The sequence below is a fragment of the Deltaproteobacteria bacterium genome, assembly GCA_016874755.1.
Classification (GTDB): domain Bacteria; phylum Desulfobacterota; class Binatia; order UBA9968; family UBA9968; genus DP-20.
The window spans coordinates 33,350-46,496 of sequence record VGTH01000045.1 but is presented as its reverse complement, the minus strand read 5'-3'; the positions used below and the strand labels follow the sequence as shown (position 1 = coordinate 46,496).

At 56.2% G+C, this 13,147-nt stretch carries 12 protein-coding genes; 5 read left to right on the top strand and 7 right to left on the bottom strand.

All coding sequences use genetic code 11. The features are described from left to right. The first annotated feature begins 220 nt into the window (after nucleotides 1-220). Nucleotides 221-430 (top strand): hypothetical protein, encoded by a 210-nt coding sequence (locus tag FJ145_21720; GenBank protein ID MBM4264027.1) that lies wholly within the window; start codon nucleotides 221-223, stop codon nucleotides 428-430. A 60-nt stretch (nucleotides 431-490) separates the two neighbouring features. Continuing rightward, nucleotides 491-1,093: an alpha/beta fold hydrolase gene (locus tag FJ145_21715; GenBank protein ID MBM4264026.1), complete on the top strand. Its 603-nt coding sequence runs from the start codon at nucleotides 491-493 to the stop codon at nucleotides 1,091-1,093. Between the two features lie 38 nt (nucleotides 1,094-1,131). Here the strand turns inward: FJ145_21715 and FJ145_21710 are convergent, their stop codons facing one another. Further along, entirely contained in the window at nucleotides 1,132-2,112 is a 981-nt protein-coding gene (locus FJ145_21710; GenBank protein ID MBM4264025.1) for an amidohydrolase, read from the bottom strand. A 66-nt stretch (nucleotides 2,113-2,178) separates the two neighbouring features. Here FJ145_21710 and FJ145_21705 point away from each other — a divergent pair, with 66 nt between their 5' ends. Beyond that, nucleotides 2,179-2,493, top strand: coding sequence for a HEPN domain-containing protein (locus FJ145_21705; GenBank protein ID MBM4264024.1), 315 nt, complete (start codon nucleotides 2,179-2,181; stop codon nucleotides 2,491-2,493). 144 nt (nucleotides 2,494-2,637) lie between these two features. Here the strand turns inward: FJ145_21705 and FJ145_21700 are convergent, their stop codons facing one another. Together FJ145_21700 and FJ145_21695 are read right to left on the bottom strand one after the other, a co-directional pair. Continuing rightward, nucleotides 2,638-3,684, bottom strand: a complete 1,047-nt coding sequence (locus FJ145_21700) for a DUF2914 domain-containing protein (protein ID MBM4264023.1) — start codon at nucleotides 3,682-3,684, stop codon at nucleotides 2,638-2,640. A 66-nt stretch (nucleotides 3,685-3,750) separates the two neighbouring features. Continuing rightward, on the bottom strand, nucleotides 3,751-4,722 hold the full coding sequence (locus FJ145_21695) for an ABC transporter substrate-binding protein (protein ID MBM4264022.1): 972 nt from the start codon (nucleotides 4,720-4,722) through the stop codon (nucleotides 3,751-3,753). Nucleotides 4,723-4,949: 227 nt separating this feature from the next. Between FJ145_21695 and FJ145_21690 the strand changes: the two genes are divergently transcribed. Further along, nucleotides 4,950-6,260, top strand: coding sequence for an MFS transporter (locus FJ145_21690; GenBank protein MBM4264021.1), 1,311 nt, complete (start codon nucleotides 4,950-4,952; stop codon nucleotides 6,258-6,260). A 183-nt stretch (nucleotides 6,261-6,443) separates the two neighbouring features. Continuing rightward, nucleotides 6,444-7,256, top strand: a complete 813-nt coding sequence (locus FJ145_21685) for a class I SAM-dependent methyltransferase (protein MBM4264020.1) — start codon at nucleotides 6,444-6,446, stop codon at nucleotides 7,254-7,256. 128 nt (nucleotides 7,257-7,384) lie between these two features. On the opposite strand, the gene FJ145_21680 is transcribed toward FJ145_21685, so the two are convergent. From FJ145_21680 to FJ145_21665, 4 genes are all read right to left on the bottom strand, one after another. Then, complete coding sequence (locus FJ145_21680; GenBank protein ID MBM4264019.1) at nucleotides 7,385-7,798, bottom strand: hypothetical protein; 414 nt, start codon at nucleotides 7,796-7,798, stop codon at nucleotides 7,385-7,387. 192 nt (nucleotides 7,799-7,990) lie between these two features. After that, complete coding sequence (locus FJ145_21675; GenBank protein ID MBM4264018.1) at nucleotides 7,991-9,457, bottom strand: hypothetical protein; 1,467 nt, start codon at nucleotides 9,455-9,457, stop codon at nucleotides 7,991-7,993. Beyond that, nucleotides 9,420-10,895: a restriction endonuclease gene (locus tag FJ145_21670; GenBank protein MBM4264017.1), complete on the bottom strand. Its 1,476-nt coding sequence runs from the start codon at nucleotides 10,893-10,895 to the stop codon at nucleotides 9,420-9,422. The genes FJ145_21675 and FJ145_21670 overlap by 38 nt, the downstream gene beginning before the upstream one ends. Nucleotides 10,896-11,277: 382 nt before the next feature. Beyond that, nucleotides 11,278-12,981 (bottom strand): VWA domain-containing protein, encoded by a 1,704-nt coding sequence (locus tag FJ145_21665; protein MBM4264016.1) that lies wholly within the window; start codon nucleotides 12,979-12,981, stop codon nucleotides 11,278-11,280. Nucleotides 12,982-13,147: the final 166 nt, after the last annotated feature.

The following is a 13,147-nucleotide window of genomic DNA, read 5'->3' as shown; positions in this document are numbered from 1 at the left end:
CGTATCCTTTCCTGCCTGCGCCAACAGGCAGCCTTTCGTTTTTAGATTCGCGAAAGGGTACGCCTACCTATTTCCTATTTCCACACGCTTTGATCATAGCTCCAGCGCTGAAAAACAAGCACAAGATATGGGTCGGCGTGTAACTCTTGGGTCAGCGCTCTGTTATTCAGGCTCACCTAGTCTGAGAGTCATTAGAAATCGGCCAAAGAAGCAGCAAAACATGGCATCCCAAGAACTGGAGACACTTGCCACATACGAGCGCTATTACAACGCCGGCGGCGTGCGCACGCGCTGCTTTGAAAAAGGCGAAGGCGAGCCGGTGATTCTGCTGCACGGCGCCGGCGGTCACGCGGAGACCTGGGTGCGCAATTTAGTTCCACTCGCGGAAAAGTTCCGCGTGCTGGCCATCGACTCTCTCGGCCACGGTTAGACCGACAAACCCAAGGTCGCCTACAATCTCCCGAACTTCTCGAAGCATCTGCTCGACTTCATGGACGCTGCAGGCATTCAAAAGGCGCACCTAATCGGCGAATCACAGGGCGGGCAAATCAGCGTGCTGACCGCGTCCGAGCATCCCGAGCGGGTCCACCGAATGGGACTGATCGTCGGCGGCATACCATCCAACGAGCACGGCCAAATGGCTGGCCTAAACCAGCTGCAACAACTGACGCGCGACGCCACCGGAACGCCGACAAACGAAACCATCCGCAAACGGATGGAGTGGTTGTTCCACGATCCCAAAGAATTGCCCGACGAATTGGTCGACATCCGGTTGAAGATCTACAGCAACCCGGCGATGCAGGAAGTGCTGCAGAGCCGCGACCGGGAAGTTTATCACTTGATCGATCGCATCCCCAAACTTCAGGCGCCAATACTATTTTTCTGGACGACGCACAACCCGACCTGCCCCTGGCCGGTGGCGTTCAAGGTGCACCAAAGTGTACCCGGCTCGCGCTTCGTACTGGTCGACAAGTCCGGCCACTGGCCGCAGTACGAGCGCGCCGAGGAGTTTAATCGCACGCTGATCGAATTTTTGACGGGAAACCAGGATGCTGTGCTAATCGACACTTATCGCAAGCTCTACTGGCAGTAAGTCGTTCAACAAGCGGCGCGGTTAATTGCCGCGCCGTCTCACAACCCCAGTGCCTGCGCGGCGTTGCCGCCGAGGATTTGCTCCCGTTCTTGCGCCGACACGTTCAGCTCCAGCACTTTCTTGACCGATTCGAAATCCCCCATACCCATTGGGTAGTCAGTGCCAATTACAACCCGATCGGCGCCGACCACTTGCACCAGATAGTGCAGCGCGGCCGCGGAATGAACGATCGTATCGAAGTACATCTTCTTCAAATATTCAGACGGCTTCTGCGAAATGACTTTCTTCAAATCCGCCCGCAGCCCGTAGGAATGATCCAGCCGCCAAATATTAAACGCCAGCAACCCGCCGCCGTGGGACAAACACAGACGCAGGTTAGGATATTTCACGAACATGCCTTTGAGAATCATCCGCTCGACCATCAGCGTCGTGCGAAAAGTAAAATGCAGCACGTTGCCGAGCACCGGCGACAACGGATCGTCAGCATCGAGCCCGCCCTCGAGCGGATGCACGAACAACAACAAATCCAACTTCTGCGCCGCATCAAAAAACGGCTCGAACACCGGATCGTCCAGCGGCTTGTCGCCAACGGCATTGCCGATCTCCAAACCCTTCAGCCCCATGCTCTTCGCCTCTTCGGCGATGGCAATCGATTCCGCCACGCTCTGCAGCGGCACGCTGCCGAAACCCACAAAGCGATCGGGATATTTCTTAACAACATCCTGAATCGCCTCATTCTGCTTGCGTGAAAAGTGCGCCGCGACGGCGGCGTCTTCCCAATAGAACAAAAGAATCGGCGACGGCGAAATCGCCTGCATGTCGATCTGCATCTCATCCAACGCCTTGATCCGCGCCACCGGATCGTACGCGCCCGCGCCGAGGTTGGGGCGGGAACCAATCGCTGAAGTCACAGCAAGCTTTCCTTTGTCGAGCACAAGCTTCGGCGTGCGGTTTTCGTATTTGCCTGGATTGGTCAGTGTTTCGATGGGAAAGTAATGAGAATGTAGATCAATGTTCATGTCTAACCTCGAATTCACGATAGCTTGTTACTGCATTGGCTTTACACTAACATGGGTCGCTGAACGATGGACACAAACAAAGCGACGGAATCCCTTGAAGCTGCTGGACTTTGCTATGACAAAGGCCTCTATAACTCTGCAGTGAGCCGCGCTTATTGCGCCATGTATCAAGCCGCACAATATGCCCTGGAACGCGCAGGCTTCAAACGAGTAGAGTGGACACATAGCGGTTTGCAAGCAACATTTGCGAATGAACTGACAAGAAGACAAAAATTATTTTCAGCTTTATGGCTGCGGACCTTAACGCGGTACAAAACTTGCGCCACAGCGCAGATTATCGTGATTTCAGCCTCAGCAAACGACAAGCAACACGAGCACTAACAAGAGCGACGCTTCGAGACTTAACGTCAGTGGCAGTTCGATTCCCCCCTTTGAAAAAGGGGGGCCAGCAAAGGCGCTAAGGCGCAAAGTTAAGAAACACTAATTATCGCAACTTGGCGTCTTGGCGCCTTGGCGCGAGATATCCTACTCTGGCACTCTGATGCGTGCTCGTCCGATCAATTGTCCACTCTCGGTCTCGACATCGACGTAAAGTTTTGAACCGGCAGAGAGTTTTTCAATCGATACAACCGTCCATAGCCGAAAGCCGTCCTCACGCCCACCGGTAATCTCGAAAGCTGCCGAGCTGAAAATCAGTTTATCGTCCAGATACCAGCGATGGCGCACCCGTTCTTTTAGGCCGAGGGGTGCACGGATCGCGGTCAATCCCCAAAGCCGCAGCGGACCACCGGGTTCGAGGGACTCTACCGGATTGGTCACGCGCATTGCGCTCTTGTCGAATTCGCGGCCAAACTCGCTCCACACCAAGCACAGCGGTGCCGGCGGCACGTAGGCGCGGCCAAGCTCGACGAGCACGACCAGTGCAACAGCGACGACGGCCACGACAACTCGGTTGAAGCTGCGCAACCGCAGCCACGGAAAGTACAGCGTCACAAAGCCAACCATCGCGCACAAAACGCTTGCCCGCATCGCCCAAGCATTGCTGACGCTCCAGAGCACCGGCAACATGACGTTGATGAGCACAAACAGGTTGAAAGCGAAAAAGATCGCGCTCAAACTGCGCCGCACCGAGAGCTGGCGATCGTAAACGACATCGAGACTGGAGAGCAGCGCTGAGACCGCGATCAAAACGACAAAAATAAAATTTCCGGCGGCAAGCGTGGCACTGCCGTAATAAATCGGCAGCACAAAGAAGAGCACCTGCTGATAAAAGTTCTTATTGAAATAGTTGATGATCGCGCGAATCCATCCCGCCCATTTTGGCGCCAGCGTGGTCGACTCTATCACTCGCCGCAGTAGCAAGCTGGAAAGCCATATGAAACCGACGTGAAACACCGCGAGGCGCAGGAACGCGTAGTTGCGGTTGCCCAGCCACATGATGCCGATGCCCAGGAGCAGAGCGTACAGGCTATGAAACCACCAGAGTTGTTTTTCATGCCGGTGGAGCCATGCAACTATCCGAGCCCGCAGGCTTTGTGGGACGTTGTTTGCAGTAAGATCAGTTTCTGCCATCAAGGCACGTGGATCTTACCGTCGACAAATCCAAACAAAATCTTCACGTCGCAAAACAAGCGGGGGTTATCGCAATCCGAGTTCCTTCAGCGCCTGGCGCAAGTAACTCTGGTCGACGTATTTTTCCGGATTGGGCGGCGGGCCTTTTAAGTTATTTTGCTCAGCATAAATATCGACGACGGTCTTGAGCCCGTCCATTTCGATTTCCAGCTCGGGGTTCCACGACGGCGTTTGCAGATAAAAGTCCAAGCCTTTCTCGGCGTGCGCCGGCGTCAGCTGAAATCCCTTGGACAAGAATTCGATCGCCGTTTTCCTGTCTTGCTCGAACCATTTCTTGGCCCGGATGATCGCTTTAAAAAATCGCACGACAACCGGACGATTTTTCTCGGCCCAACTGCGCCGAAACGAATACGAAGAAAGCAGATAGTTCGGAAACACCTCGAACATTTTGCCGATCACGTTGAATCCCTGTTCCTGGGCGCGAAATGCATAGGGCACCGCCATCATCGACGCCACGGTTTGCCCAGCGTTCATCGCCAAGAATGCCTCGGTGGTGCCCCCGACACTGAGCAACTTGTAATCGCGCGGATACTCCAAGCCCTTCAATTTGAGAGCTCGCCGCAGGACAAACGTAGTTCCGGACGTTAGCGTCGAAGAACCAATGGTTGCCCCGCGCAGATCTTCGTAGGTCTTGTAGTTCTTCGCACCGATCAGGAAATGCGTAATCTTGCTGCCGCTCGCCGCCATCACCAAATCGGCGCCTTGCTCCACCGCGGTGATGGTACCGTCGGTAGCAAGCAACGCCGCCGAAATAGAATTACCGACCAGCGCCTGCACCGCCGGCGCGGTGCCACGCATGAGCACGACCTGCGCGTCGAAGCCTTCGCGGTCGAAATAGCCGCGCCGCCAGGCGGCCCAGAGGTGGCCGTAGCCAAGGACTTTGGAGGAAACGCCGACGGGGAATTTGATTTTCTCCTGAGCGAGGCCCGGTGTTTGTAACAGAAGGAGACAAAAAACCGTAGAAATAATTTTGCTCACAGCGTTACCTCCTTACCATCTCCGTTTGTAAAAGGGAGACCGAGGGAAATTCGCTCCGCGCGAAGAGAAGAAAATCCCCCTCCCCCCCCTTTACAAAGGGGGGGACCAGCTCGTTGAATTTGGGCGCGTTGTAACACAGTGGCGCAACGTTGGGAAGCGCAAGTTCGCCAGTGACAGCCAATCCGTTCGTAACCCAGTCCGATTCTTGTTAGGTTGAAACAAGTCCCATGTCTCGACCAGAATCAGCGGCCCGCGACGAAACTCTCGAACAAGAAAAACCCGCCGAACAAGTCGACTCGCAGGTCAAAACTGCGCCAAGCCGTTCGCGCTTTCAGACCTTTTCATCGCTGCGTCATCTCGACTTTCGCTATCTTTGGACCGGCACGGTGATGATGAGCGCCGGCCAATGGGTGCAGCAAGTCACCCTCGGCTGGCTGCTCTACGATCTCACTGGCAACTCGGTGCTGCTCGGTGCGCTGAACGGCCTGCGCGCGTTGCCATTTCTCGTCACCGGGCCTTTGGCTGGCGTCGCCGCCGATCGCATGGACCGTCGCAAGCTCTTGGTCGGCACGCAGTGGGTGCTGATCGTCACCGCGGTTGTTTTTGGCGCGCTGGTCGCGTCGCCCTACTTGCACGTATCGCATCTCTTCGTTTTCACGCTAGTCACCGGCATCGCCTGGACTATCACTGAACCGGTGCGCATGAGTTTGATCCCCAGCGCCGTGCCCAAAGAGGAATTGGCCAACGCGGTGGCGCTCAACTCCGGCGGCTTCAACATGATGAAGGTCATCGGTCCGGCGCTGGGCGGCGCACTGATCGCCTGGTTTGGCGCCGCGGAGAATTTTTTTGTCCAGGCCGTCGCCTACCTCGGCGTGCTAGCGATGATCTACAAAATGAACGTGCCGCCGCAGCCCGCCGAAGCCAAAAAAGGATCGGCGCTCGCCAATCTCAAAGAAGGCTTCGCCTACGTCTGGTCGACGCCGGCGGTGCTCGCGCTGATGACGCTGGCCTACGTGCCGCGGGTTTTCGCCGTGCCCTATCAAACTCTGATGCCGGTGTTTCAAAAAGACGTGTTGAAGATCGGCCCGGAAGGCCTCGGGCTGCTCATGGCGGCGCCCGGCCTCGGCGCGGTGATCGCAATTCTCACCATCGCCTCGCTGGGCGATCGCATCCGGCGCCAGGGGACGTTTCTGATTGGCAGCATCGTCGTGCTCGGCAGTTTTCTGATGCTCTTCTCGCAGATCACCTGGTTTCCGCTGGCGCTGGTGAGCCTTGTCCTCGTTGGCATGTTCCAAATGTTTTTTCTCGCCAGCACCGCGACCATGCTGCAAATGATCGTGCCGGACAGTTTGCGCGGTCGCGTGTTGAGCCTGTACATGCTCGATCGCGGATTTATGCCGCTGGGCGCCCTGTTCGCCGGCACCTTCGCGCACTTTGTCGGCGCGCCGATGACCGTCGCGGCCATGGGCGCCATTGTCATCCTGCTCACACTGCTGGTGGCGTGGCGCATTCCGGCGATCCGCAGTTTAGAATCCTAGTGTGGCGTCCCACCCATCAGCGTGCTTATCGTTGCGATGCGCTCGTTTGTGTTTCACCACGAAGCCCTCTTTGAGACCAAAGTCGCAAGGGGACTCCTTCCCAAAATGGCTCGCGCTATCCTTTATTTTCCGGATTGGCATGTTACGCTTGAGTGAAATTCATAGGGGCTTTGAGGAGGGAAAATGAACCGTTTGCAACTTGAGCGCGGGCTAATCGCGGCGCTTTGTTTGTCGCTAGTCGCCAGCTACAGCAGCGTATTTGCGCAGGCCGCCAAAGACTATCAGCCCGAGGTTGGCCAGGCAGGCAAAGACGTGGTTTGGGTGCCGACACCGCAGGCGCTAGTGGACAAAATGCTCGACATGGCGAAAGTCACGCCAAAGGACTACGTAATCGACCTGGGCTCGGGCGACGGCCGCACGGTCATCACCGCAGCCAAACGCGGTTCGAAAGCGCACGGCATCGAGTACAACCCCGACATGGTCGAGTTGTCGAAACGCAACGCGGCCAAGGAAGGCGTCACCGACAAGGCAAGCTTCGCGAAGGCCGATCTCTTCGAAAGCGACTTCTCTCAGGCGCAAGTGATCACGATGTTCCTACTCCCAAGTATCAACCTGAAACTACGCCCGAAAATCCTCAACCTGAAACCCGGCACACGCATCGTCTCGAACTCGTTCGACATGGAAGAGTGGAAGCCCGATCAGACCGAACGGGTCGAAGGCTGCACCAACTGGTGCACGGCCATGTTGTGGATCGTACCCGCCAAGGTCGAAGGCACCTGGCAAACCCCGCAGGGCGAGCTGACACTAAAGCAAACTTTTCAGATGCTCTCTGGCACGCTGCGAAACGGTAATGTCGTAACGCCGATTACCGGCAAGATGAACGGCGAGCAAATCACCTTTAGCGCGGGCGGCAATGAATACGCCGGCCGAGTGAACGGCAACACGATCGATGGCACGGTGAAGGTCGGCACCAAGTGGACAGCAACGAAGAAGTAGGAGCTATGAAAGCGGAAGGCTGAATTAACCCGAAGTCCGGAAGAATCCTCAAAGAAGCGCCCGCCCAAAGCGTGCGCTTCTTATTTTGCCTGATTGTTAAACTGACTCGGCGGCGGCGCCGCCGATAACTAGTTAAATTCGACCACGCCTTCGATCGCCTGGGCTCCGGGCCCGGCGTAGATCTCGAGCTTGTTACCGTCGGGGTCGAGAAAATAAGCCTGCGGCCCCCAGAACACGCCTTGGTTGCGGTTCTCGATATTGAAAACCTCGACGCCGTTGCGGCGCAGATCATCGATCGACGATTGAAACTCCTCCGGTTTGACGCGAAACGCATGATGCACAGGCGAGCTCTTGGTCGAATCGTACTTCATGACATCGTTGCCCTTGGCGAGAATCAGGTGCACGTTACCAATCTCCAGGAACACCATGCGCGGTGACTGGCCAACGACTTTCAAGCCAAGAATTTCTTCGTAAAACTTCCGGCTGCGCGCCAGATCGGTCACGGCAAGGCTGAAATGAAGCATTCCTTGCGTCGTTAGCATAGACACCTCCTCTGGACCCGGCTAACCTACGTCAGAACAGGGACATCCTTCAAGAGTCCCCAAACGACCGGGGCGTATTAGCTGCTCGATTAAGCTTCAAGCACGTAGATGTCTTCTCCCTTGCGAGGCAACAGCTCTCGCGCCGGCTGTTTCTACACCTTGTTGGGAAGCACCTATTTTTTTTTATCTGGATCAGTTATTCCACTCCGCCCCGAATGGCACTCCGCGAAGCTCTGCTTGAATCGTTCTTCCAGCAAAGCTGAGATCTGCACGAACAACGTCGCGCTTGCGCGCGGATAAGGCCTCATAAGTCGAGTGCCGAAGCGGATAAACAAGGGTGACCGTCGTCTGCTTGGCATCGAAAAGTGCGGCATCTGCCAGAACCTGATGGAAATCTGCTCGGTGGGCTTCACGAGAGTTCTCGGCCATCTTAAGCCAGCCCGACTCATCCAATTCAGAAAAGTGGGCTTTATATTTCGCATCGATGATTTTTACTTGATCTCGATGCCTAACCACGAAGTCTGGGACGAGATGTGACATGCCCCGCAGGCTAGAATCGGTCCAACGTATCGGGAATACCGTCTCTAATTTTCGACCACACCGGACGTCTGCTCCCACCAGCGATGCTTCCCGACGAACAATCATTTCAACGAACGACTCCCAGAGTTCAGAAAGTGGGAGATGCCATGCGAGTCCATCGAGCTCGCGGCCACCGCCAAGACCGCGCTCATCAGCGACCCATCCCATCGCCTCGATGCCTCGCCGAATCGCGTCATGCTCAAGGTAGCTGCCACCCATGCGCGCTTCGATCTCAGCTTTCCGAGGCATGCGGGAATGAACATCGCGCAAGAGCCCGATAAGCTTCTCAGCGACCATTGCCAAAGTGGTGGCTGTTTTGTCGTTACCTCCAGTCTCGAGGAGCCCCCGACGGAGCCGTTCAAGACACCACCTCACCATCGAACGTAATTGAGGGTCGTTAGATAGCTCTGGGAATGTGCAAGGAAGCTGATGCCACATGCCAGTGCGGAGAGGTCCGGCGAGGTATTCGTTCCATATGATTTGTCCGCGTGGTTTCGTAAGTGTCTCATGTGCAACGCGGTAGCCGCGCCGAACTTGTGCGAGCAATGCAGCCAGCCGGGATATGACCGGTCCTGCGATCACCCACGGGGGTACTTCCCGGCCACTCCCAGGTACCATCGGTAGGTCGGCAAACTCGAGTGAAGCATGCCAACCGACCTCGTTGAGAACTTCTCCGACACCGCCCCATCCAAAGCGTGGCTTGATGATAATGCCGCCGACCACTTGCTGCGTTTGCGCTGAACACAACGGCATTGCGCCAGCCCGGCCGCCGGGGTGAAGGCGTATGATAGTGCCTTGTGAGCTTGCGCCGACCTCCAGCTGGAGTTCGAGATGTTTGAATGCGAGATCGTTGGCTCGCAAGAATGACTCGGCGAATGGCCCCCAACCACCCCCTTGCTGCTTAGGCGCAAAGTATTCGGCCGAAATGGTTATTGGATTGCCATGGTCAGTGCCGACAAAGAGGGGCTTCTGTTCCGGCGAGTGAAACACATACCGCCGGATCTTGTGGGCAGGACTGTGTCTGACCGCCTTGCGCATTGCGTCAATGGATCCAATCTTCGAGTGCGTCACGGACGGCATGCAGTTCGCTGGAGGCAGGTCCTAGAAATCCCTGTCGGAGGTACTCGTCAATGAGAGGTATCAGCTCGTGTCGGAAGCGCGATTTCAATTCGTCTTCATTGTCCGCAAGGAAGTAGGCATGACCAGGCATCAAGTCGAGAGTATCGGCAGGAGCATGTTCAACGAATACCTCTGCCAGCCGGTCAAAAAAGCTGGCGGCAATATCGGGCGCATTTTCCGCTACAACGGCACGATTTGGAGAAACAGTCATGAACGCAAAGCGGCGTCGTACGGCGAGATCAAGGTTCTGGATGCTTCGGTCAGCGGTGTTCATTGTTGCTAGCAGGTAGAAGTTCTCTGGAATGCTCAGTTCAGAAATCCCATCGACGGGATGAGGCAAGCAAATTTTACGCGCTTGCTTTCCGCCGACCTCTCCAGCCTCGAATAGGAATATTGCCTCTCCGAGGACTTTACCCAAATCTGCTCGGTTCACTTCATCGACGATGAGCAAGAAAGGATGGTCCTTAGCTTGTGCGATTGCCTCAAGGAGCCAGCCCTTGCGAACATGAAACTGCAGGGAGCCGGCTTTTTCATTCGGTGAGAGCCCTACTACGAAATCTTCATACGTGATCGCGGGATGGAACTGCACCGTCATTCCATGCCCTTTAAAAACACTTTTGAGAACTTCACCGGCGAGGCGTGTCTTTCCTGTTCCCGGGGGACCCTGCAAAATGACAAACCGTCGCTGTTGGAGGAGGTCGTTCACAGCGTTAACGTTAGGAACAATGAAAAGATTGGCGCGTAGTGCATCATGTAGGCTGGTATATTCGGGTTCGAAGGCCTTCAAAATTTGCCAATTCCGCTCAAGGGCGTACAGATCAATAAATGCCTGTACAACTTTATGAGCCTTTTCTGCATCAGTTCTTGGTACAACCGCGTTGCAATACATTTCGCGGCCGTAGCGTTGGAATGTTTTTTCAAATCCAGGGAAGCGTTCACGCACACCCTTGGGAACTACCACTCCAAGAGCTGCGGGATCGGGCTTTGTCCAAGCTTCTACTCCGAGCCAGGACAAGTACCGTCGCAATGCTACGATGCGTCGCCGGTGACCGGGCCGCATTAGGATTCCTTCATCAGGGGTAAGCCCTCGCGTGCCGACGCCGAAGCCGATAAGTGTTCCCGCATCGCTTGTCGGGAACCATACAAGGCTCGTTCCGCCGTACGGGCCGCTTGGTGGGTTGGCGGGGTTGATAAACCCGGCATATGGGACACCAGAATCCTCACCTTCGTTGGCGAGTCCATAAGCATCGCGGAGCATCGTAGGCTCGAAGTCTCGTTTCTGGTACCTATCACCGAACAAGGCCGTCATCGGTTTCTTCAAACCATCCTTAGGATAGGCTTCAAGGCCGCTACGGATGATTTCGGTTAGGTCTTTCAGAGAATCTGGCTTGCTGGTCACGGACGTTTCCACGTTCCACTGTTTAGGAATGGATATCTGTTTAATATTGCTTTAGTTCGAACAGTAGCACTCGAACGCAACGCATTTTATTTATGGCTGACTCGTCTTCAGAACACGTTTCTTGAGACTTATCTCCACCGCCCAATAACGGATGAACGCTCTCGGGTAGGACAAAACCCGCAGTCCGCGCATCAGCGCGATAGAGTCCATGCAATTTGCGGAAGATTGGTCTGATAGTTGGTGATACCGCCGACTTCCTTTCAAGGAAGCTGGCGGCATGACAGATTGTTCGCCGTGGCTGCCCATTAGCATTGAAACTCGAACAGCCGAACTCTAACCCGGATTGGCCAAGGGAAGCAAACTTTTTAGATCATGGAGCTCCTCACCGAAGCCGTGCTGTCGCCCCGAGCGTCTCCGCCATGCGCACGAGGCGGACGAACTCGGCGCGGTAGCCTTCGGGATCGCGACCGCGTGCTTCGTTGGCCATGGTTGCGATTTCGCCGTAGGTCATGCGGTCAGGCGCGCTTTCGCCGCGCAACCGCTGTGCGAAGGCAGCGACGGCCACGGAAAAGCGCTGATCTTCCGGGGCACGCTCAAAATTGGCAAAGGCATCAGCCTCGCGCACCGGTCGTTCGATCAACCGGCTCGTCGATTCACCGGGAAGCTTGTAGCGTAGCTTGACGAAGGCGAGTTCGTCGCGGCGAGTGCTGCTTGGCACATTTGACTCTTTCTCTCGTTGATAGCGCAGCGGGTCGATGCGCCGTTCGCGCGCGTCTACGGGGGTAATCTCATAGATCGCCGCGACCGTATGGCCGGCACCGATGTCGCCGGCGTCGACCTTGTCGTCTTTGAAATCTTCGCGCCGCAGCATGCGGGTTTCGTAGCCGATCAGCCTATATTCGGCGACTTGCGCCGGATTGAACTCGACTCGCACTTTGACATCGTCGGCAATGGTAAACAGCGTCGATGCCATCTCTTCGCTTAAGACTTTGCGCGCTTCGAGGAGCGAGTCGATATGCGCCGCGTTGCCGTTACCGGCTTGAGCCAAGCACTGCATCAGCGCATCGTTGAGATTGCCCGTACCGACGCCGAGAATCGAAAGATAAATGCCGGTTTTGCGCTTGTCGGCGATGAATCGTTCGAGCTCTTTCGGATCGGTGATGCCAACGTTGAAGTCGCCGTCAGTAGCCAAAATCACCCGATTGACCGCCTCGCGATCGAAGTGCCGCTCAGCCAGACGATAGGCGCGCCGCAGACCATCGCCGCCAGCCGTGGAACCCGACGCGCGCAGATTGTCGATGACGTCGATAATCTTGTGCCGGTCGCGGCCGCTAGTCGGCTCCAGCGCAGTGTGCGCCTGCCCGGCGTAGGTGACGATGGCGACCTGATCGTCATCCCGAAGCTGCTGTGTGAACAAGCGAAAGCCCTGCTGCAAAAGCGGCAGCCGGTCCGCCGGCGCCATCGAGCCCGAAGTATCAACGAGCAGAACGATATTTGCCCGTGGCCGCTCGGAGCGCTCGATATCGTAACCGCGGATGGCGATGTGCATTAGCCGATTGTCCCGGCTCCAAGGACTGGGCATGACCGTGGTCGTCACACGAAAGGGCTCACCACGATTCTTCGGTGCCGGATAGTTGTAAGGGAAATAGTTGATCATCTCTTCGACGCGCACCGCCTCACGCGCCGGCAAGCGCCCGGAGGTCAGATTGCGGCGGACAAAAGCGTAGGACGCGGTATCGACGTCGACGCTAAAAGTTGAGACCGGATGTTCGGCGACGCTCAGCACACCGGCGGGCTCTTTATCCGGAAAGCGGTCGGTGCTGGGCGGAATAACCGGCGGGCGCGGATAATAGGGCGGCATTGGATAGGGGCGCGATAACCCACCGCCCATTGCAGGCGCAGAGCGCTGTTCGCGGGCCACGGAGTCCCTTGGTGCGGGTGCACTAGACGGCGGTGGAGGCGGCGGTGGGGAAGCAACCTTAGAGCGATCCGAAGAGGTCTCAAAGCTACAACTGGTGACCAGTGCTAACATGGCAGCCATCGACGACAATCCCTTGATTCTGAGTGCCAATGCATTCGCTCTCATCGGAACCTCCTAGGGGATACCAGTAGGCCTGGGCGTGCCAGGCCATCGATTTAACTCTTTCTTAGACGAAAGAGTCCATGTTTTGTTCCATGGGCATCCAAGAAGCGGCGAAACCCATCTTCCGCCAACGATTGCACCGCATGGGTAGCGCTTCGCTCAACCCATC